Origin of the sequence: Nonomuraea sp. NPDC049129, from assembly GCF_040648495.1 — a bacterium.
Classification (GTDB): Bacteria; Actinomycetota; Actinomycetes; order Streptosporangiales; family Streptosporangiaceae; genus Nonomuraea.
Map to the genome: position 1 here is coordinate 14,323 of NZ_JBEZDU010000048.1, position 20,871 is coordinate 35,193.

Genomic DNA, 20,871 nt, shown 5'->3' on the forward strand with positions numbered 1-20,871 from the left:
CTCGCGGGAGGCATCCCGGCCTGGGCCGTGACCCGGCACGACCTGCTCAAGCAGCTGATCCTCGATCCGCGGGTGAGCAAGGACAAGCGGCACTGGCGGCTGCTGCCTCAGGCGCTCACCGAGCCGGGCTGGACCTGGATCATGACCTGGATCGGCGTGTCGAACATGCTCAGCGCCTATGGCGAGGAGCACCGGCGGCTGCGCAAGCTGATCGCCCCGAGCTTCACCGCGCGCCGTACCAAGGCCATGCAGCCGATCGTCGAGGGGATCGTCACGGAGCTGCTGGACGCCATGGCCGCGGTGCCGCCGGGCCAGGTCGTCGACCTGCGCGGCGCCTACGCCCACCCGCTGCCGATGCGGGTGATCTGCGAGCTGTTCGGTGTCCCGGCGGACATGCGGGTGGCGATGGCCCAAGTGATGGAGGCCATCATGGACACCACCGCCACCCCGGAGCAGGCGGCGGCCACGGCGGCCCAGATCGGCACCGTGCTGCCCGCCCTCGTCTCCTACAAGCGCGAGCACCCGGGCGACGACCTGACCACGGAGCTGATCAACGTCCGCGACAGCGGCGACTCGCTCAGCGACGACGAGCTGCGCGACACCCTGCTGCTCCTCATCGCGGCCGGGCACGAGACCACCGTCAACCTGATCGGCAATGCCGTACACGCCCTGCTCACCCATCCCGACCACCTTCGGCGGGTCCTGGCGGGAGAGATCTCCTGGGAGGCGGTGATCGAGGAGACGCTGCGCTGGGCGCCGTCGATCGCCAACCTGCCGCTGCGGTTCGCCATCGAACCGATCGAGATCGGTGGCGTACGAATCGAGGCGGGCGACGCGATCATCACCAGCTACCTGGCGGCCGGGCACGACCCCGACCAGCACGGCCCGGACGCCGACCGGTTCGACCCGACCCAGGATCGCGACGAAAATCTGGCCTTCGGCATCGGCGTGCATCGCTGCATTGGCGCTCCGCTGGCCCGCCAGGAGGCGCTCACCGCCCTGCCCGCGCTGTTCGCCCGGTTCCCGGACCTCCGGCTGGCCGTGGACGAGAGCGAGTTGCCGCACGTCCCGTCCTTCATCGCGCACGGCTGGAGCAGGCTACCGCTGCTGCACCGCTGATCCGCCTCGGCGACGCCCGGCCGGGACCGATTCGCCGGCCGGGCTAGGGGTCGATGGGCTCGGGGGTGTGCAGGTGGCCGACGAGGGTGGCGTCCAGCGCGGCGGTGGCGTCCTCGATCGCGCTGATCACGACCGACTGCACCGGGTCCGGCTCCCCCGATCTCGTACGGCTGACCCGCGTAACGGCGTCCAGCCGCCGCGCCCCCACATCCCGGATCTCACTGACCCGCACCTCCCCCTCCGGCACGTCCAGCAGGGCGAGCGACGGCACGATCGCCACCCCATACCCGGCCGCCACCAGCGCCAGCGTGGGATCGAACTCGGTGATGACGTGCACCTTGCGCGGCTCGAACCCGTGCAGCCCGGCCAGCCGATCGAGCGCCTGCCCGCACGCCTGGTCGGGCTCGCTGGCCACCCACGGCAGCTCCGCCAGGTCGGCGACCGTACGCGGGTCGGGCCCGTCGGGCGGCACCACGATGCGGTACTCGTCCACGTACAGGGGGCGGACGGCCAGCGACGGCTGCGCCGGCACCGGCAGGCTCATGTCCTGCTCGGTGATCAGCACGTCCACGGCCCCCAGCCGCAGCTCCTGGAGCGCGGGCTGGCCGTACACCTCATGGATGACCGGAACGATCTTGGGGTGGCGGACGGCGAGGTCGCGCATGGCGGGCACCAGAATGTGCTTGATCACCGTCGGGAAGGCGGCGATCCGCACCGGCCCGGCCAGCCGTTCGGTGAAGCGGGTGAGCTCGCGCCTGGCCTCGGCCAGCTCGTCCTCGACCCGCTCGGCGTATCCGGCGAGCACCCGGCCCGCCGGAGTGAGCGAGACGCGGCGCTGTGAGCGGTCGATGAGGGCCAAGCCCACCTCGCGTTCGAGCTGGGCGAGTTGCTGGGACACCGCCGACGGCGTCAGGAACAGGGCCTCGGCCGCGCGCATGACGCCGCCGCGGCGGGCGACCTCGTGCAGGACACGCAGGCGGCGGGGGTCGATGTCCATGCAGATCAGCTTACGTCAACCTTTAGCAATCTTTATTTGCGCTTCAGCACAATAAGTCCGGACAATTGCGCGCATGAGCTTCCTCGTTGACGCCCTCGGCTGGCTGGGCGCCGCGTTATTGCTGTTCGGGTACGCCATGGTCTCCTCCTCACGGATGTCCGGCGACGGCGCCCACTACCAGTTGCTCAACCTGGCCGGCTCGATCGGCCTGATGGTCAACAGCGCCGCGAACGCGGCCTGGCCCTCGGCGGGCCTGAACCTCGTCTGGGCCCTCATCGGCGTCACGGCCATCTACAAGCTCACCAGGATCGGATTCGCTCAATGATCGTCGAACTCAGCCACCGCATCACCGACGGCATGGTGACGTACCCGGGCATCCCCGGGCCGGTGATCGGCACGCACCTCAGCAGAGAGGCCTCGCGCGAGGTCTACGCGCCGGGTACGGAGTTCCACATCGGCACGATCGCGCTGGCCGCCAATACCGGCACCTATCTGGACACCCCCTACCACCGCTACCCCGACGGCCAGGACCTGTCGCAGGTGCCGCTGAGCAAGCTGGCCGATCTGCCGGGGCTGGTCGTACGGGCCGAGGGCGTCAGGCAGGTCGTCCTGGAGGAGGACCTGGACGTGCGCGGCCGGGCCGTACTGATCCAGACGGGCTGGGACCGGCACTTCGGCACCGACAAGTATCAGCGCGAGCACCCGTATCTGGCGCCGGAGTCGGCGGCCTGGCTGGCGGAGCAGGGTGCGGCGCTGGTCGGCATCGACTCGCTGAACATCGACGACACCCCGTCGCGCGGCCCGCGCCCGGCGCACTCGGTGCTGCTCCAGGCGGGCATCCCGCTGGTCGAGCACCTGACCGGGCTCGCGGCGCTGCCGGACGAGGGCTTCCGCTTCCACGCCGCGCCGCCCATGGTGGCGGGCATGGGGACGTTCCCCGTCAGGGCCTATGCGGTGGTTCCTTAACAGCGGCCCATTCACTAACGCATTCATTCATAAATGCCCACTATGACGGGCCACCGCCCGGTCAGCGGCCCGCCATAGCTTTACCATCCCCTGCTTCCTATCCCGTCCAGGCTCTCAGCGGAGCCCGCCGCGCATTACTTGCAGACGGACGCGATGCAGACGTTGATGTCCTTGATGATGACCGTCGGACTGAACGTGGCGTAGGTTTTGACGACCGAGTTCTTGATGGCCGCGACGTTCACCGCGGTCCCGTTGAGGTTGTTCTGCAGGACGCCGATCTCGTTACCAGTGAGAGTCCGGTTGCCCGTGATGTTGAGCTTCACCGGGACGCCCGCGACGACGTTGTTGCAGGTGACGACGTTGGCGAGGCCGTTGGAGCAGGAGTAGCCACCGGTGGCCTGAGCCATCGAGGCACCCCCCACCAGCGCGGAACCGAAGAGGCCGAGCATGAGTGCGACCGAGGCCACGCGCGTGTTCGTCTTCATGGAATTAGCCATCCCCTCTTTTGTGGTTTCTGACGGCCCATGCCTCCATGACCGGATGCCGTGGACCGCCGGCGTACGATGCGAGAACACTTCAATTTTTTACATCGGCGTCGTGCCCCCCTTTTTCGGTGACGTGGAATTTATATCCCACGCCCTTCGCGAACAACAAGTCCAGAGTTTCGCCCGCGGCCTTTTCGGCTAATCGCCTTCGGCGTTTCAACCGATGGCCTTATGCAAGCCGTACAAGTATTTTGAGAGCGCTTGTCCGCTAAGGGGATGGTTTGTTTTGGGGGCGTTTGTCAGCTGAAGCGAAATGGGAGTCCCAGGGAATCGGTCTTGCCCGTGGCAGCGGGCGACTCAGAAGACGACCACGACCTTCAGGCCGCCCCCTGGGTTGGGGCGTGCCCGCACGCCCGCCTCATGCGCCTTCGCGATCGACGCGACGATCGACAACCCGAGTCCGGCACCCTGCTCACGGGTCGTGTGGAGGCGCCGGAAGGGCTCGAAGAGATCGCCCATACGCTCACTCGGCACTTCCGGGCCGGTGTTCCGGACGGTCAGAGCACTGTGGGAGAGCGTCACCTCGACGCTTCCGCCGGGATGGTTGTAGCGGACCGCGTTATCGACGAGGTTGGTGACGAGCCGGTTCAGCAGGATCGGATCCCCATCGACGGTGAACGGCTCGATCCGTGTGGTCACGGCGACGCCGTCCGGGTCTCCTTCGGCCAGGACGACTCTCACCACCTCGTCCAGGGCCACCGGGATCCGCTTCTCGAGGCCGTGTTCCGCCTGGGCGAGGACCAGGAGGGCGTCGATGAGGTTCTCGGTGCGGTGGTTGTGGAACAGGAGCTTGTCGCGGATCGCGCCGACGTCCTCGGGCAGGCCGATCTCGATCGCCGCTCGCTGGACGGCCAGCGGGGTCCGCAGCTCGTGGGACGCGTTCGCGATGAAGCGCCGCTGCGCCTCGACGGAGAGTTCGAGGCGGTCGAGCATCGCGTCGAACGTGTCGGCCAGTTCCTTCAGCTCGTCCTTCGGCCCGCTGAGCGCGATGCGTTCGTGCAGGGTCGACATGGACAGTCGCTGCGCGGTCGCGGTGATCCGGTGGACGGGTCGCAGGATCCGCCCGGCGACCAGCCAGCCGACGATCACTGACACCACCGTCAGGAGTCCGACCGTCAGCTCGGTCACCCCCCACTGGTAGTCGATCACGTCGTCCACCAGATCGGGCAGCACCGGCGGCAGATCGGCCGGCACTCCCCGTATCGGCGCCTGTGGCGCCAGTGGCGCCCCCTGGATCCGCGAGACCCCCCTGTGCAGCGCCTGGCTCAGCAGCAGGTTGACCGTGATCAGCAGAACGGTCGAGGTCAGCAGGAACAGTCCGGAGTAGATCAGCGTGAGCCGCACCCGGATCGTCGTCACAACACGTATCCCGCGCCGGGAACCGTCTGGATGCAGGCCGGGTCGCCCAGCTTGGCGCGTAAGCGGCTGACCACGACCCGAACCACCGTGGTGAACGGGTCGACGTTCTCGTCCCATGCCTCGTCGAGCAGCCGTTCAGAGCTCACGACCGCGCCGTCCGCTCTCATCAGCACCTCAAGGACGGCGAACTCCTTGAGCGACAGGTGCAGATGCCGCCCGTCCCGCGACGCCTGCAGCCGGTGGGCGTCGAGCACGATCCCGTGCCGCGTCAGCACCGGCGGCACCTGCGCCTGGCTGCGCCTCCCCAGCGCCTGGACCCGGGCGACCAGCTCGGCGTAGTCGAACGGCTTGGGCAGGTAGTCGTCGGCCCCCATCCCGAGGCCGGCCACCCGCTCCGGCACCGCAGCGGCGGCCGTCATCATCAGGATCCGGGTACGGCTCCCGCGCGCCACCAGATCACGGCACACGAGGTCGCCGTGCTTCCCGGGCAGGTCCCGGTCCAGTACGAGGACGTCGTAGTCGCTCACCGCCAGCCGCTCCGCCGCGGCGGCCCCGTCGTAGACCACGTCGACGGCCATGGCGTGGCGGCGCAACCCCACCGCCACGAGATCGGCCAGATCGCGTTCGTCTTCGGCCACCAAGACCCGCATGCTGACGTTCGTACCCGAATCGGGGTAACAGCGGCGTTAACGGATCCGTTCACGGCCGTGCAACCCGCTTCCGGCCACCATGACAGCCATGATCAAAAACCTCTGCGCCGCCGTGCTGACGGCGGCCTGCGCCCTGTCCGCACCCGCGTCCTCGCCGGCCGCCTCAGACGACCGCTGCACCGCCGCCACGGCGCCGCCGCCGCAATCGGCGCCGCCCACCTCGGTGAACACACTCCGGCAGGCGTACTTCTGCGTGCTGGACAACTACTACAGCGGTCCGGTCATGGACCCGAAGGCCCTGCTGAAGAGCGCTTTCGCCGCCTACACCCAGGACCTGATGCGGCGCGACGCCGATCGGGCCGACCTCCGGTTGCCCGAGCTGACCGGGAACCGCGACACAGACTGGGCCGCCTTCGCGCAGGTCCTCGGCGCGGGTGACGTGTCCGCGCTGCGCGCCGCGATCACCGGAATGGTCGCCGGGCTGCACGACAACCACGCCCGCGCGGTCAGGCCGACTCCCCCGCCGGAAGGGGGGCCGACCGGAACGGGCATCGTGGGCGTGTCGGCCGAGCACGGCCCGGAACTCGACCCGGCGGCCAAGCCGCCGTTGTTCATCACCCGTGTCCTGCCCGGCAGCCCCGCCGCCAAGGCCGACATCAGACCCGGCGACATCATCGTCAAGGTCAACGGCGTGCCGGCGTTCATCGGGAACACCGTGAACCAGAGCATCGTCGACGCCTTCACCACCTCCGGCCCGGTGAAGCTCACGCTCAAGCGCCCCACGACGGGACGGATCCGCACCGTCGACCTCAAGGAGGGCCCCATCACGAGGCAGCCTCCGGTGGTGACATCGAAGACGCTTCCCGGCGGCGTCGCGTACGTCCAGCTGCCCGGTTTCTTCGAAGGGGCCGCCGATCAGGTCATCGCCAAGCTCCAGGGCGCACCGAAGGCGGTGGTCCTCGACCTGCGCGGCAACGGCGGCGGGTCGCCTCGTGAGGTGACCCGGCTGCTCGGCGCGTTCGCCCACGGCAAGATCACCAGCTACTTCTGCCCGCTCCAGGGAGACTGCGTGCCCAACCGGACCGACGACACCGTCCCGCTGCTCGGCCTGCGCCTCGTCGTCCTCACCGACCGGGGCTGCGCCTCGGCCTGCGAGGACTTCAGCGCGGCCGTCAAGGACAACAACCTGGGCCCCCTCATCGGGACCCGCACCGCGGGTGCCATCTCCGGCCCCGCCGAAGGTTATCTCCTCGACGACGGCAGCCTTCTGCTGCTGCCCAAGGTGCGGCACCTCGGGCCGGCCCGGGAGATCATCGACACGATCGGTGTGCCGGTCGATCACTACGCCCCGATGACCGCCCTTGACCTGGCCACCGGGCGCGACCCGGGCGTGGCGAAGGCGCTCGCGTCGCTGTAGGTCCGCGAGCCCGAACGTTGGATCTGCGGCCTAGTCGTCGTCCTCGTCGGCCTCGTCCCACGCCTTGTTGCGGTCGGCGGCACGCTGCAGGGCGCCGGCCGCCTCTTGTTCGGTCTCGTAGGGGCCCATCCGGTCCTTGTTAGGACAGCCCTGGTCGGGCTCGACGCGCATGTGCTTGAGGCAGAACCACCACTGGCCATCGCTCACGGGATCAATCCTGCCCCGTAGACTTGCCTTTCATGACGACATTGCTCCAGCCAGGGCGAGTTTCGCCCATTCGAAAGGTCCCCGCGCACATCCAGCGGCCGGAGTACGTCGGCAAGAAGCATCCCAAGACCGGCGAATCCGATGTCAAAACCCCGGAGATGATCGAGCGGATGCGGGTGGCCGGCCGGATCGCGGCGCAGGCGATGGCCGAGGTCGCCAAGCACATCCAGCCCGGTGTCACGACCGACGAGCTGGACCGGATCGGCCACGAGTTCCTTGTCGACCACGGCGCCTACCCGAGCACGCTCGGCTACAAGGGCTACCCCAAGTCGCTGTGCACCTCGATCAACGAGGTGATCTGCCACGGCATCCCCGACGACACCGTGCTGCGCGACGGCGACATCGTCAACGTCGACATCACCGCCTTCATCGGCGGCGTCCACGGCGACACCGATGCCACCTACCTGGTGGGCGAGGTCGACGAGGAGTCACGGCTGCTGGTGGAGCGCACCCGCGAGGCGATGATGCGGGCGATCAAGGCGGTCGCGCCGGGCCGGCAGCTCAATGTGGTGGGCCGGGTCATCGAGGCGTACGCCAAGCGGTTCGGCTATGGCGTGGTGCGCGACTTCACCGGGCACGGCATCGGCACCACCTTCCACTCGGGCCTGATGGTGCCGCACTACGAGGACCCGTCGCTGCGGGTCGAACTGGTGCCGGGGATGACGTTCACGATCGAGCCGATGCTGACGCTGGGCACGATCGACTACGACATCTGGCCCGACAAGTGGACCGCCGTGACCAAGGACCGCAAGCGCACGGCTCAGTTCGAGCACACGATCGTGGTGACCGACACGGGCAGTGAGATCCTCACCCTCGCCTAGGCACCACGCCGCTGACGGTGGTGCCCTCGCCCTGCGTGCCGGTGACCGACAGGCTCCCGCCTAGTTCGGTGAACGTGGCCCGCATCCGCGCGATGCCGCGGCCCGCTCTGAGCGTGGTGAAGCCCCGGCCGTGGTCGCGGATCGTCATCCGGAGGCCGTCCCTGCCCGAGGTCACCGCGACGGAGACAAGGCTCGCGCCGCTGTGCGCCTCGACATTGCCGAGGGCCTCGCGCATGGCGGCCAGCACGCCCGCCCCAATGCGGGACGGCACGTCGGTCGAGGGCAGCGCCCACGTCTCGACGGCGATGCCCGTGCGCTCCGACCACTCCGCCAAGTAGGTCTCCAGCGCCTCCGCCAGGCTTTGCCCCCCGCGCATGCGCGTCTCTTTCGACAACTCTGATCGCCTCTCTGAGCACATGGGGCACGCACCGGCCCCCATACCGATGTCCCCATGCGCGTGCGCGCACTTCCCCCCTCGGGCCTTACGCACACAGCTCATGAGGTTATGCCCGTCTCCCCTGCGAGCAAGGCTACCCGGCGGTTCGGTTACGCGCGGTGGAGGATAGAAGGCCGTGGCCGAACGGCTACTCGGCCCTGTCACTTCTGTTGAGCTTGGCGAGGTAGGCGTTGTAGGAGGCGAGTTCGGGGTCGCCCGCGGCGCTGCGATCGGCCTTGCGGTCCGCCCGCCGCGCCTGCCGCTCGTCGTCCTGGTACCACTGCATGGCGATCGCCAGCAGCACCATCAGGGTCGGGATCTCGCCGAACCCCCAGGCGATCGCGCCACCGTTCTGCTGCTCCTCCAGCAGCGGGCCGCCCCACGTACGGCCGAGCTGGTCGTACCAGCCGGAGGCCAGTACGGTGCCGGTCATCATCAGCGCGACGCCGAAGAACGCGTGGAAGGGCATCGTGACGAAGAGGACCAGCAACTTGCCCACGTACGGCAGGCGGTGCGGCGCCGGGTCGACCCCGATGATCGTCCAGAAGAACAGCGAGCCACTGAGCAGGAAGTGCAGGGTCATGAAGATGTGCCCGAGGTGTTCCTCCATGGCCGACTCGAACAGCGGCGTGAAGTACAGCGCGTACGTCGAGGCGATGAAGATGGCCGTCGCGATGCCCGGATGGCCGACGACCTTGACGAACCCGCTGTGCAGGATCGTCGTCAGCCACTCGCGCGGCCCCCGGTCGCCGCGCTTGGCGGCCGGCCTGAGCGCGCGCAGCGCCAGCGTGACGGGGCCGCCGAGGACCAGGAGGATGGGCACGACCATGGAGAGCGTCATGTGCTCGACCATGTGCACGTCGAACATGACCTTGGCGTAGCGGGCAACACCGCTCTGGGTGGCCACGACCAGCAGCGCCACCCCGCTGAACCAGGCGGCGGTGCGGCCCCACGACCAGCTGTCGCCGCGCCGCATCAGCCTGATGACCCCGGCGGCGTACAGGCCGCCCAGAACTGCGGCGACCACCGCGAAGAACAGGTCGAGCCACCACAGCGAGGCCAGGTTGCCGATCGTGATCGGCGGCGGCATCGGGAACCCGAGCAGGTCGAAGGCCCGGTCGGCGGGCAAGCTGACCGGCGGCGGCGCGGTGCGGGAGAGCACGACGGCCAGGCCCATGGTGGCGGCCATGAGCAGCAGCTCACCGCAGGCCAGCCGGGTGAACGCGCCATGGCGGCCGGCGCCCATCCCGGCCAGTGTGCGCTGCCGGTGCCACCAGCCCACGTAGCCGAGCAGGACGAACGCGATGATCTTCGCCACGATCAGCACGCCGTACGCCGACGTCCAGAGGTCGGAGACCGAGGTCAGCCGGGCCAGCACGCTGAACACCCCGGACGCGCCGACCCCGATGTAGCACCACAGGGCGAGCCTGGAGAACCTGGCCGCGGCGATCTCCAGCTGCGGCAGCTTCCGTACGGCGTGCAGGGCCACCACCGCGAGACCGCCCACCCACAGCGACAGCGTGAGCAGGTGCAGCGCCAGCCCCGAGGTGGCCAGGTCGTGGTTGGGCGAGGAGGAGGAGTGACCGGTGAGCGCGGGCGGCAGCAACGTGGCCAGCGCGAGCACCAGCAGGCCGGCCGCGGCCCCGGCGGTGATGGCACCCCGCGAGAACAGCGCGATGGCCACCCCGAACAGCACCACGAGCGTGAGCGCGATGCCCTGGCCGAACTGGGTGGCGAAGCCGGTCAGGTAGTTGGATTCGAAGATCTCCGTGACCGGACGGGCGAAGAAGTCGGCCGCCCCGAACATGATCGCGGCGAACGCGGCGGCGGCCCAGGACAGCGCGCTCCAGGAGGCGGCCTTGACATAGCCGAGCGCGGTCTTGCCCAGCAGGCCCTTGTCGTTGGGCAGCAGGAGGGCGGCGGTCAGCAGCAGGCCGATGGTGACCACGCCGGCCGCGTCCATCCACAGCTTGGAGACCGGCAGCCCCCATCGGGTGATCGGCCCGGCGTCGGGCAGGCCGGCGATGATCCGGGGGAACGCCGCGCCGCCGGCGACCATGGCGATCACCAGGGCGACGAGCGCCGCCCCCACCGCCGCGAGCGCGAGACGCGCGGCCCTGGTCACGGTTTCTTCTCGTCTCTGGGCGAATCTGTACGCGGGCCGGTCGGCCGCTTCTGCCGCGCGCTGAGCAGGAAGCCGATGCCGACGCCGACGAGCGCGCCGACCACGACGATCAGCCACACGGGGAACGACGTCGAGGCGGCACCCGCCTGTTCGGCCGGCGCGGCCGAAGCCGCAGCCTGGGCCTGGGTTTGGGCTGCCGGAGCCTCTGTGACGGGCGCCTGCGACTGCGCGCTCGCTGACGGCGCGCTCGGCGAGGACGACGGCGAGGGTGACGGCGCCCCCTTGACCGTGAACGGGATCTCGCCCTCGATCGGGTGCCCGTCGGAGGAGACGACGCGGTAGGCGATCGTGTATTTCCCATCGGGCAACGCGCCCTTGAGCTCCTGCGTCACCACCTTGCCGTCGGCACGGGGATCGCCGCTCTGGTGAGCGGTGCCTTCGGCGCCGCGGACGACCACGACCGGGATGCGCACGCCCGAGGTGAACTCGAGCCTGACTTCGTCGACGGACTCGACCGTGGCGCCCTTGGCCGGGTCACTGCTCTTGAGAGCGTCGTGAGCCAGGGCCGGTCCGGCGGTGCCCAGCAGGACCAGGGCGGCGAGGAACGCGGTGAGAGCCGCGAACGGGGATCTCTTCATGACATCCCCAAGGCTACCGACGTCGCCGCCCGGTCCTGACCTCGCTACAGGCCCGCGCAGGCCAGCGCGCGCTGGTAGGCCTTCACGGCGTTGTCGGCGTCGCCCAGCTGCTCCATGGTCTCGGCGGCGGCGTACCAGGTGGAGGCGACCTTGCCGGTGTCGGGCAGCGGGCTGATCCACTGGCGCACGATGTCGAGCTCGTGCTGCGCCTCGCCGAACCTGCCGACCCCACCGTAGGTGCGGCTGAGCATGAGGCGCAGCTCGGCGCCCAGGGTCTTGGCGGTCTCGGGCAGCAACTCGGTGCCGGCCCGCACGTACCTGATCGCCTGCTCATAGTTGCCGTCGAGGATCTCGGCGCGGCCGAGCTCCACCAGGCAGCCGGCGCGGTCGGCCGTGCTGGCGGAAGACTGGGCCAGTTCCTGGTCGGCCTTGATGAGCAGCTGGCGGGCCTCCTTGCGGGCCGACGGCCTGACCCTGAGCAGCAGCGCGGCGTACGCGTTGCGCATCCTGGCGAGGTTGCGCGGCTGACCGTACTCCGACTGGACGGCCAGCGCCCGCTCGGCGAAGCCCAGGGCCTCCTCGCCATGTCCGGTGGTCTCGGCGACGACGGCGGCATTCCAGCAGGCGGCGACCGTCGATCTCGGCGTGCCGAGCAGGTCGGCCGCGTTCAGCAGTTCGGCGGCGAACTGGCGGGCGCGCAGCAGATCCCCGCGCAGCATGTACGCGCCCAGCAGGGTGGCGCCCAGCTCGATGGTCAGGTCGGACCAGGCCGGCCGGCTCGCGCCGCCCAGAATGCCTTCACCGATCGCGACGGCCTCGGTCAGCCTGTCGCTCCTGTGATAGAGACGGCACAGGGCGATGGACACCTCGATGCGGCGGTCGGCCGGGATGTCCTCCTGGTTGATCCGATCGAGGATGGCGATGGCTCCGGTAAGGTCACCGCATGCCTCGGTGGCCAGGGCGAGCCCGAATTCGGTGTCTTGACGGAGAGACGTGAGACCTGTCAGGTTATTGTTCGCCATCAGCTCGGCGAAGCGGGTGCGGGCCTCGGAGACTTCACCGTTCTCCAGGGCCAGCCGCGCGTAGCCGAGGGCGAGTTCGATGTCCTCCATCTGCTCGGCCGTCACGCCGTTGACCAGATAGGAGAGCGAGCAGTCCAGCTTCTGAGCCAGCAACTCCAGGACCGCGGGAGTCGGGGTACGCTTGCCACTCTCAATCAAGGAGACGTAGCTATCCGAGAGTTCGGGGTGCGCGAGTTGCGCCTGCGACAGGCCACGCTGTCGCCGAACCGTCTTAATCCGGAGTCCGACCAGGTCAGATGTGGTCACAGTCGCCGCTCCTTGAGATGATGAAACGCTCTACCCATAGGCGAGGGAGACCCCACATGCGTATGCGTCTTATCTTGTCCGCACTTGCTGCCATGGCTGCGACCGTACTGGTCGCAGGAAGCAATGCTACGACTGCGAACGCCCAATCGTCTCCTGCTGTCAGCTTTGATGTCCCAATATGCTGCTAGGTGATCATTGACCGCTTGACCGGATGATGTCATCAGCAACTCAACGCGATCATGGCGTCGCTTGTCGTAATCGCTTCAGCCTGCCCGGAGGGCCAGGAAGAAGTCGACCCGGTCTGTCATCGTCGACAGATCGCGGCCGGTCAGCTCCTCCACCCGCTTGATCCGGTAACGGACAGTGTTGACGTGCACGTGCATCCGCTCCGCGCACGCGTTCCATGAGCCGGCGCAGTCGAGGAACGTGCCGAGAGTACGTACCAGCTCCGATTGGTGCCGCCCGTCGTAGTCGAGCAGCGGCCCGAGCAACCGACCGGCGAACGAGCGCCGCACGTCGCCAGGGGTCGTGGCCAGCAGCAGGGCGTGCGTGTAGATCTCGTCACTCGTCACCACCCCGCCGCCGCGCACCTCCGCCAGCCGCCTGGCGTGCCCGGCCTCCTCGACCCCGCCCTTCACGGCCACCGCGCCGGTGAGCGCGCCGCTCAACCCGACGCAGACCCGCGTGCCGGGCAGCGCGGAAAGCACCTCCACCCCGGCACTCAGCTGCTCGGCCACCCCGCTCGCCGTCGAGCCCCGCAGCGGCACCAAAGCCACCGCGCCGTCCGTCCATACCGCCGCGACGACCTCGCGGGCCAGCAGCTCCTCCACCACCTGCCCGCCCAGCGCCGCCGGACCCTGCTCGCCCGAGCTACCCATGGTGAGGCCTGGCCTACCCGCCGTGAGGACGGTAGCGTTCACGATCGCGTACGGCTCGGCGGCGTCGAGCCCGCAGGTGCGAAGCCTGGCGTCCAGCTCGGCCGGGCCCGCCTCCGCCAGCGCGGCCGTGACGAGCTGCTCGGCCAGCCGCCGTTCGACCCGGCGCCCCTCCTCCATCCGGCTGTGCTCGACCGCGACGCAGGCCGCCAGCTCGTAGCCGATGTCGGGCCGGTCCAGCAGGTCGCCGTCGCAGGCCAGCAGCCAGCCCGCGGCCCGGTGGCCACGCCCGACGCCGAAGATCGTGTGCTCGCCGACGCGGCAGGGCAGCCGGGACGCCGTCAGGTACGCGCGGGCCAGCCGTACCGGATCCTCGGCGGAACCCACGATCACCCGGCCGGTGGCGGAGACGACGGCGCCCGTGACGCCCAGCTCCGCGGCCGTCAGCGCGAACAGCTCGGGCAGCGCGGCGCCCTCGGCCACGGCGGTGAGCAGCCTGCGGTGACGGCCGAGCGCATCGCGCGCGTCGCCGGACAGGCGGGGCACGACGAGCTCCGCGAGCGTACGGAAGGAGACCTCGGTGGGCACCTCGACGAGCGTCAGCCCGGCCGCCGCGCACGCCGCCACGAGGTCGTCGGGAACATGACCGAGCCACGCCTGGCCCGCGCCGAGCGCGGCCACCCCGGCCTCGGCCAGCGCGGCGACGAAGCGGGCCGCGTCGTCCGGTGACGTGCGCCACATCATCCCCGTGAGCACCAGCTCGCCGCCCGACAGGTAGCGCCCCGGCTCGGGCAGGTCGGTGATGTGCACGCCGGTGAACTCCTTGGCCGGGTCGCCGGTCAGGAGCCTGAGGCGCAGCTCGCCGATGGCCAGCAGGTCACTGATGCGCACTTGGAGGAATATACAAGTCGGCCCGTCAAGCTCTGACCGGGATTTAACGTCACGCGCATAGGACCGCCGCCACGCTGGTGCTCTACTCGGAGAATGACCGAAACGTCGAGCGAGACGCGGCGGCTCGAGTCCATGGGCGTGGGTGAGAGCGCCCAGCGGCCGGACGCCACACTGAAGGTGACGGGCGAGTTCGCCTACGCCTCCGACCTGTGGCTCGATGGCATGGCGTGGGGCGTGACGCTGCGCAGCCCGCACGTCTCGGCGTGGATCCGCTCGATCGACGTGGGACCCGCGCTGGCGATGCCCGGGGTGTTCACGGTGCTGACGCACGAGGACGTGCCCGGCGAGAAGTTCTACGGCCTGGAGCTGAAGGACCAGCCCGTGCTGGCCATCGACCAGGTCCGCTACCAGGGCGAGCCGGTCGCGCTGGTGGCCGCCGACCATCCGGAGACCGCGCGCAGGGCCGCGGCGGCGATCGTGGTCGAGTACGAGCCCCGTCCCGCCGTGACAGACCCCCGTGAGTCCCGAAATTTCGTACGACATCAGCCGGTGCGGGTGGGCGACACCTTCGAGGCGGACGTCGTGGTGTCGGCCGAGTACGAGGTCGGCATGCAGGACCAGGCGTTCCTCGGCCCCGAGTCCGGCCTGGCCGTCCCCGCCGAGGACGGCGGCGTGGACCTGTACATCGCCACCCAGTGGCTGCACGTGGACCGCGACCAGCTCGCCCCCTGCCTCGGGCTGCCGCCGGAGAAGGTACGGCTGACGCTGTCGGGCGTCGGCGGCGCGTTCGGCGCCCGCGAGGACCTGTCGATGCAGGCGCACGCCTGCATGCTGGCGCTCCGGCTGAACCGTCCCGTGAAGATCGTCTACAACCGCGAGGAGTCGTTCTACGGCCACGTACACCGCCACCCCGCGTGGATGCGCTACGAGCACGGGGCCACCCGTGACGGCAAGCTCGTCTACGTCAAGGCCGACATCCTGCTCGACGGCGGCGCGTACTGCTCCTCCTCCCCCGCCGTCGTCGGCAACGCCGCCTCGCTCGGCGCCGGCCCGTACGAGGTGCCGAACGTCCGGATCGACGCCACCGGCGTCTACACCAACAACCCGCCGTGCGGGGCGATGCGCGGGTTCGGCGCGGTGCAGGCTTGCTACGCGTACGAGTCGCAGATGGATCTCCTGGCCGAGGCGTGCGGCCTGTCGCCGGTCGAGATCCGGGTGCGCAACGCGGTGTCGCAGGGTTCGTCCCTGGTCACCGGCCAGATCATCGACTCGCCCGCGCCGCTGGCCGGCATGCTCCGCGAGCTGGCCGCGATGCCGCTGCCGCCCTCCCGGGAGTCCGATCTGCGCGCGCTGCCGGGCGGCGTCTCGCAGACCACCCACGGCGAGTCCGTACGGCGAGGCGTCGGGTACGGCGTAGGCATCAAGAACATCTGCTTCTCCGAAGGCTTCGACGACTACTCCACGGCCCGGGTCCGGGCCGAGCTGATCGGCGGCGAGCCGCACGTCACCGTGCACACCGCGGCGGCCGAGGTCGGCCAGGGCCTGGTGACGCTCCAGGCCCAGATCGCCAGGACCGAGCTCGGCGTCGAGAACGTGACCGTGGCGACGGCCGACACCACGGTGGGCTCGGCGGGCTCGTCGTCGGCCTCGCGGCAGTCGTACGTCACCGGCGGAGCGGTGAAGGCGGCCTGCGAGGCGGTACGGGCGCGCTTCGAGGGGCTGCCGGCCAGGGAGGCACTGGAGAAGTACGGGCCGATCGAGGAGACGCGGGAGTATCGGCACCGGCCCACGTTCCCGATGGACCGCGAGACCGGGCAGGGTGACTCGCATACCCAGCTCGCCCTGTGCGTACACCGGGCCGTGGTGGACGTGGACGTCGAGCTGGGCCTGGTCAAGGTGGTCGAGCTGGCCGCCGTACAGGATGTGGGGCGGATCATGAACCCGCAGGCGCTGGAGGGCCAGATCCACGGCGGCTCGGCGCAGGGGCTCGGGCTGGCGCTGATGGAGGAGATCCAGATGCGTGACGGGCGGCTGCTGAACCCGTCGTTCACCGACTACCTGATTCCCACCATTCTCGACATGCCGCCGATGGCGCTGAAGATCCTGGAAAATCCCGACCCCGCCGCCCCGTACGGACTGCGTGGCGCGGGTGAGCCGCCCACGCTCTCGTCCACACCCGCCATCGCGGCGGCGGTGCGGGCGGCGACCGGACTGCGGTTGACGCGCGTTCCCATCAGACCGGAAGATATCGCCTTGGTTAATGGGCGGAGCGACTACGGGGAGGAATCCGATGACCAGCGCACGTGACGCGGCCAAGGCAGAGTTCGAGCGATTCGACACCGACGGCGACGGCCTGCTGTCGACCAGCGAGATCAGGCAGGTCAACGCGGCCCTCGGCGGGCACGGCGTCACCGACGCGGAGATCAGCGCGTTCATCGACGCCATCGACAAGGACGGCGACGGCCGGATCGGCCTGGAGGAGTTCGTCGGCCTGGTGGGTGGTGGCAAGCACGAGGCGTGATCGATGCCTTGCGAGGCGTGATCGGCGCCTTGTGGGACCGGCCGGAGGGATGATCACGTTCCCGGCCGGGTAGGGCATCCGGCACTCCCCCTTGATCGCGAGGGGGGATGGCCGTGCTCGACAGGTTCTTCGAGCTCTCCGGCCGGTCGACGACGGCCGGGCGTGAGGTGCGCGGCGGCATCACCACGTTCATGGCGATGGCCTACATCATCCTGCTCAACCCGATCATCCTGGCCGGCGCCCGCGACATCACCGGCGCCAGGCTCTCGATCGTCCAGCTCACCACCTCGACCGCCTTGGCTGCGGCCGTCTCGACGCTGCTCATGGCGTTCATCGGCAACGCGCCGTTCGGGCTGGCGGCCGGGCTCGGCCTGAACGCGGTGGTGGCCTACCAGGCCGCGCCCCACATGACCTGGGCCCAGGCGATGGGCCTGGTCGTCCTCGAAGGACTCGCGATCGTCATCCTGGCCGTGACGGGCCTGCGTACCCTGATCATGAACGCGATCCCGCTGGCGCTCAAGCACGCGATCAGCGTGGGGATCGGGCTGTTCATCGCGCTGATCGGCCTAGTCGACGCGGGCTTCGTGGCGGCGGGCTCCGGCACGCCCGTGCAGCTCGGCGCGACCGGGCACCTGGCGGGCTGGCCGGTCACGGTGTTCTGCTTCGGGCTGCTCCTGATGATCGTCCTGTATGTACGCAGGACTCCGGCGGCCATCCTCATCAGCATCGCGGTGACTACTGTCCTGGCCGTGGTCGTGAACTCACTGGCCACCATCGACCCCAGGACCTGGGGCGTGGTGACGCCCCGGGTGCCGAAGTCGCTGGTCGCGGCGCCCGACTTCGGGCTGGTGGGACGGTTCGACCTGTTCGGCGGGTTCGTGAGCGCGGGGGCGCTGACAGCGGCCGTGGTGCTGTTCACGCTGATTCTGTCCGGGTTCTTCGACGCGATGGGCACGATCATCGGCGTCAGCGACGAGGCCGGGCTGGTGGACGAGCAGGGGCGGGTGCCGCGGCTGGGCGCGATCCTGACCGTGGACGGCGTCGCGGGCATGATCGGCGGGGCGACCAGTTCGTCGGCGAACACCGTCTTCGTCGAGTCGGCCGCCGGTGTGGGCGAGGGGGCCAGGACCGGGCTGGCCAGCGTGGTGACCGGAGCGCTGCTGGGCCTGGCCCTGCTGTTCACGCCGCTGGCCGGGATGGTGCCCGCAGCCGCGGCGGCGCCCGCGCTGGTGCTGGTCGGGGCGCTGATGATGACGCAGAGCAGGAACGTGCCCTGGGAGGATTTGGAGCTGGCCGTGCCCGCGTTCCTGACGATCGCGCTGATGCCGTTCACGTACTCGATCACGAACGGGGTGGGGGCCGGGGTGATCTCTTACACACTGATCAAGGCGGCTCGGGGGAAGTTCGGCGAGATTCCGTGGCTGCTGTGGGTGGTCTCGCTGATCTTCCTGGCCTATTTCGGGATCACTGCGCTGGAGGAGCTGTTCGGGTAGCTGCTTGGCCGGCTGTCAGCGGATGTCGGCGGTGTTGCAGGCCACGTTGTTCTTGTCGAGGTCGGGGTACCAGGCGTACTCGGGGTGGACGCCCTTGGTGTACGGGCCGTCGCCGGCGGCGACGGCCGCCTTGCAGCTCGCGTAGTGGGGGTCCAGGGTGCCCCGGACGGGAGAGGTGGCATGGCTGGCCGGGGCGGAGGCGCCCGAGGTCGGCGCTCCCGCGTTGGGCACGCCCGTCGTGCCCGTGGGGGACTGGCCCGTGGTGGTCGGCGCTCCACCCGTCGGCGCTCCACCCGTCGGCGCTCCACCCGTCGGTACCCCCGCGGTCGGGGCGGCGTCGGTCGGCGCTCCGTTGGTCGGCGCTCCGCCGGTCGGTGCTCCGGGCGACGGCGAGGAGCCGAGCAGGCTCGCGGCCAGGGCCTCGGCCGCCGCCTTGTCGAAGCCCACGATGCTCAGGCTGTCGCCGTCCATGGGCTGCGTGACGATCGGTGCCGCCAGGACGGTCTTGGGCACCTGGACGACCGCCACCTGCCGCTGGTTCGTCACCAGCTCGTCGATGAGGTCCGACACCTTCTGCTTGAACGCGGGCGCGATCGCGATGCGCACCGAGTAGGTGCCGTCCTTCTCGCGTACCGCCTCGATCCGCTGCACGGCGTTGACCGTGACCCCGTCCTCCAGCAGGTAACAGGTGGTCTGCTCCTTGTCGAGCACGGCCGTGACACCCGGGCACGGCGCCGGCTTGGTGTCTCTGACCGGCGCGAAGTGGATCGGCGTCGCCAGCCGCTGCGGAGGGACGCCCCCCAGGAGCGGCGCGTCGGGGCTTCTGGTCATCAGGACGGCGACCGTCCCCAGCACGCCGGAGATGAGCACGACGATCACCAGCGAGACGATCAACACGATGGTGGTGAATCTGCTGGCCTTGGGTTCTCCGGGCTCTCCGGGCTCCGCGGGTGGCGGCTCTTCCGGCTTCTCCATCGTTGGCGACCCCATCCTGACGTTCGGGCTGCGGGTGAGCCTATCGAGGACCGGCTGTAGCGGGGTAATCAGGTGAACGATCCTCATCGTCCAGCAAGAAATGGGGAAGATGGGAGAAAGGGCTGCAGATTGTCGATGGATCCTTACGGCGGTCGAGAAGAAAGTGACGCCGCCTGAAGGCAGGGGTTTCCACGCTCAAGGAGTCTCGATGAAGGTCGGCGTTCCCCGCGAGGTCAAGGACAACGAATACCGCGTCGCGCTCACCCCCGCGGGCGTCCACGAGCTGGTACGGCACGGCCACCAGGTCCACGTCGAGCACGACGCGGGCCTCGGCTCGTCGATCCCCGACGCCGACTTCGCGGCGGCCGGTGCCGTCATACTCGACCAGGTCGACGACGTCTGGGCCGAGAGCGACCTGGTGCTGAAGGTGAAGGAGCCGATCGCCGAGGAATACCACCGGATGCGCAAGGGCCAGATCCTGTTCACCTACCTCCATCTGGCCGCCTCCCGGGCCTGCACCAAGGCGATGCTCGACTCGGGCGTCACCGGGATCGCCTACGAGACCGTACAGACGCCGAACGGCGCCCTCCCCCTGCTCGCCCCCATGTCGGAGGTCGCGGGACGACTCGCGCCGCAGGTCGGCGCGTACCATCTGATGCGCTCGCAGGGCGGCAGAGGCGTGCTGATGGGCGGCGTGTCAGGCGTGCGCGCGGCCCACGTCGTGGTGATCGGCGCGGGCGTGTCGGGCATGAACGCCGCCGCCATCGCGCTCGGCATGCAGGCCGAGGTGCTCCTCCTCGACAAGAACATCGACAAACTCCGCCAGGCCGACATGATCTACCAGGGCCACTGCCAGACGGTCGCCTCCAACACCCTGGAGATCGAGAGCGCCGTACGCGAGGCCGACCTGGTCATCGGCGCGGTCCTGGTGCCCGGCGCGAAGGCGCCCAAGCTGGTGACCAATGAGCTCGTCAGCCGGATGAAGCCCGGCTCCGTGCTGGTCGACATCTCGATCGACCAGGGCGGCTGCTTCGAGGACTCCCGGCCCACCACGCACGCGGAGCCGACGTACCAGGTGCACGAGTCGATCTTCTACTGCGTGGCCAACATGCCGGGCGCGGTCCCGTACACCTCAACGTTCGCCCTGACGAACGTCACGCTCCCGTACGCGCTGGCCATCGCCGACCGGGGCTGGGCACCGGCCATGCGCCAGGACCAGGCGCTCGCGCTGGGACTGAGCACGCACGAGGGCCGCCTGACCAGCCGGCCGGTGGCGGAGGCCCACGGGTTCACATGGACGCCGTTGGAAGACGTACTGACCCGAGCATGACGAGGCGACCGCCGAGCACCTCCCGGTGCCGGGCGACTCCTTCGACGCCGGCCTGGCGATCCTCATGGTCCACCGCTGGAGCGCCCTGACCTCCTGGACCAGGGGCACACTCCCGCGG

20 protein-coding genes are annotated in these 20,871 nt (G+C 69.7%); 9 read left to right on the forward strand and 11 right to left on the reverse strand.

The genetic code is table 11. The annotated features are described in order from the left end of the window. Nucleotides 1–27 precede the first annotated feature (27 nt). The gene (locus tag AB0B64_RS58895; RefSeq protein WP_358205532.1) at nt 28–1,119 is read left to right on the forward strand and encodes a cytochrome P450; all 1,092 of its coding nucleotides are present in this window, start codon (nt 28–30) and stop codon (nt 1,117–1,119) included. Between the two features lie 43 nt (nt 1,120–1,162). On the opposite strand, the gene AB0B64_RS58900 is transcribed toward AB0B64_RS58895, so the two are convergent. Further along, on the reverse strand, nt 1,163–2,116 hold the full coding sequence (locus tag AB0B64_RS58900) for a LysR family transcriptional regulator (protein WP_358205537.1): 954 nt from the start codon (nt 2,114–2,116) through the stop codon (nt 1,163–1,165). Nucleotides 2,117–2,189: 73 nt separating this feature from the next. On the opposite strand from AB0B64_RS58900, the gene AB0B64_RS58905 reads away from it, so the two are divergent. Together AB0B64_RS58905 and AB0B64_RS58910 are read left to right on the forward strand one after the other, a co-directional pair. Further along, on the forward strand, nt 2,190–2,441 hold the full coding sequence (locus AB0B64_RS58905) for a hypothetical protein (protein WP_357961319.1): 252 nt from the start codon (nt 2,190–2,192) through the stop codon (nt 2,439–2,441). Next, entirely contained in the window at nt 2,438–3,082 is a 645-nt protein-coding gene (locus AB0B64_RS58910) for a cyclase family protein (RefSeq protein ID WP_357961317.1), read from the forward strand. The genes AB0B64_RS58905 and AB0B64_RS58910 overlap by 4 nt, the downstream gene beginning before the upstream one ends. A 134-nt stretch (nt 3,083–3,216) precedes the next feature. Here the strand turns inward: AB0B64_RS58910 and AB0B64_RS58915 are convergent, their stop codons facing one another. From AB0B64_RS58915 to AB0B64_RS58925, 3 genes are all read right to left on the reverse strand, one after another. Then, complete coding sequence (locus AB0B64_RS58915) at nt 3,217–3,567, reverse strand: hypothetical protein (RefSeq protein ID WP_357961314.1); 351 nt, start codon at nt 3,565–3,567, stop codon at nt 3,217–3,219. 357 nt (nt 3,568–3,924) lie between these two features. Further along, nucleotides 3,925–4,986, reverse strand: coding sequence for an ATP-binding protein (locus tag AB0B64_RS58920; protein ID WP_357961311.1), 1,062 nt, complete (start codon nt 4,984–4,986; stop codon nt 3,925–3,927). Then, complete coding sequence (locus AB0B64_RS58925) at nt 4,983–5,636, reverse strand: response regulator transcription factor (RefSeq protein ID WP_357961308.1); 654 nt, start codon at nt 5,634–5,636, stop codon at nt 4,983–4,985. Before AB0B64_RS58925 ends, AB0B64_RS58920 begins: the two co-directional genes overlap by 4 nt. A gap of 88 nt (nt 5,637–5,724) precedes the next feature. Here AB0B64_RS58925 and AB0B64_RS58930 point away from each other — a divergent pair, with 88 nt between their 5' ends. After that, complete coding sequence (locus AB0B64_RS58930) at nt 5,725–7,053, forward strand: S41 family peptidase (RefSeq protein WP_358205549.1); 1,329 nt, start codon at nt 5,725–5,727, stop codon at nt 7,051–7,053. Nucleotides 7,054–7,083: 30 nt separating this feature from the next. Here AB0B64_RS58930 and AB0B64_RS58935 read toward each other — a convergent pair whose 3' ends face one another. Beyond that, nucleotides 7,084–7,260, reverse strand: coding sequence for a hypothetical protein (locus AB0B64_RS58935; protein ID WP_357961302.1), 177 nt, complete (start codon nt 7,258–7,260; stop codon nt 7,084–7,086). Between the two features lie 32 nt (nt 7,261–7,292). Between AB0B64_RS58935 and map the strand changes: the two genes are divergently transcribed. Then, nucleotides 7,293–8,141, forward strand: coding sequence for a type I methionyl aminopeptidase (map, locus tag AB0B64_RS58940; RefSeq protein WP_357961299.1), 849 nt, complete (start codon nt 7,293–7,295; stop codon nt 8,139–8,141). Here the strand turns inward: map and AB0B64_RS58945 are convergent. From AB0B64_RS58945 to AB0B64_RS58965, 5 genes are all read right to left on the reverse strand, one after another. Beyond that, complete coding sequence (locus AB0B64_RS58945; RefSeq protein WP_357961296.1) at nt 8,128–8,517, reverse strand: hypothetical protein; 390 nt, start codon at nt 8,515–8,517, stop codon at nt 8,128–8,130. The genes map and AB0B64_RS58945 overlap by 14 nt on opposite strands. A 208-nt stretch (nt 8,518–8,725) precedes the next feature. After that, nucleotides 8,726–10,702 carry a cytochrome c oxidase assembly protein gene (locus AB0B64_RS58950; protein WP_357961293.1) on the reverse strand — a complete coding sequence of 659 codons (1,977 nt, stop codon included), beginning with the start codon at nt 10,700–10,702 and terminating at the stop codon, nt 8,726–8,728. Continuing rightward, nucleotides 10,699–11,340, reverse strand: a complete 642-nt coding sequence (locus AB0B64_RS58955; RefSeq protein WP_357961291.1) for a copper resistance CopC family protein — start codon at nt 11,338–11,340, stop codon at nt 10,699–10,701. Before AB0B64_RS58955 ends, AB0B64_RS58950 begins: the two co-directional genes overlap by 4 nt. A 44-nt stretch (nt 11,341–11,384) precedes the next feature. Next, a complete protein-coding gene (locus AB0B64_RS58960) occupies nt 11,385–12,668 on the reverse strand; it encodes a helix-turn-helix domain-containing protein (protein ID WP_358205556.1) in 1,284 nt (427 codons plus the stop codon). A gap of 263 nt (nt 12,669–12,931) precedes the next feature. Further along, a complete protein-coding gene (locus AB0B64_RS58965) occupies nt 12,932–14,434 on the reverse strand; it encodes a helix-turn-helix domain-containing protein (RefSeq protein ID WP_358205561.1) in 1,503 nt (500 codons plus the stop codon). A gap of 93 nt (nt 14,435–14,527) precedes the next feature. On the opposite strand from AB0B64_RS58965, the gene AB0B64_RS58970 reads away from it, so the two are divergent. The 3 genes from AB0B64_RS58970 (at nt 14,528) to AB0B64_RS58980 (ending at nt 18,448) form a co-directional block, all read left to right on the forward strand. Further along, nucleotides 14,528–16,741, forward strand: a complete 2,214-nt coding sequence (locus AB0B64_RS58970; protein ID WP_357961283.1) for a molybdopterin cofactor-binding domain-containing protein — start codon at nt 14,528–14,530, stop codon at nt 16,739–16,741. Then, a complete protein-coding gene (locus AB0B64_RS58975; RefSeq protein ID WP_357961280.1) occupies nt 16,725–16,955 on the forward strand; it encodes an EF-hand domain-containing protein in 231 nt (76 codons plus the stop codon). Before AB0B64_RS58970 ends, AB0B64_RS58975 begins: the two co-directional genes overlap by 17 nt. 107 nt (nt 16,956–17,062) lie before the next feature. Continuing rightward, entirely contained in the window at nt 17,063–18,448 is a 1,386-nt protein-coding gene (locus tag AB0B64_RS58980; protein ID WP_357961277.1) for an NCS2 family permease, read from the forward strand. 15 nt (nt 18,449–18,463) lie between these two features. Here the strand turns inward: AB0B64_RS58980 and AB0B64_RS58985 are convergent, their stop codons facing one another. Beyond that, a complete protein-coding gene (locus AB0B64_RS58985; RefSeq protein WP_358205567.1) occupies nt 18,464–19,423 on the reverse strand; it encodes an excalibur calcium-binding domain-containing protein in 960 nt (319 codons plus the stop codon). 208 nt (nt 19,424–19,631) lie between these two features. Here AB0B64_RS58985 and ald point away from each other — a divergent pair, with 208 nt between their 5' ends. After that, a complete protein-coding gene (gene ald, locus AB0B64_RS58990; protein WP_357961271.1) occupies nt 19,632–20,753 on the forward strand; it encodes an alanine dehydrogenase in 1,122 nt (373 codons plus the stop codon). The last annotated feature ends 118 nt before the right edge of the window (nt 20,754–20,871 follow it).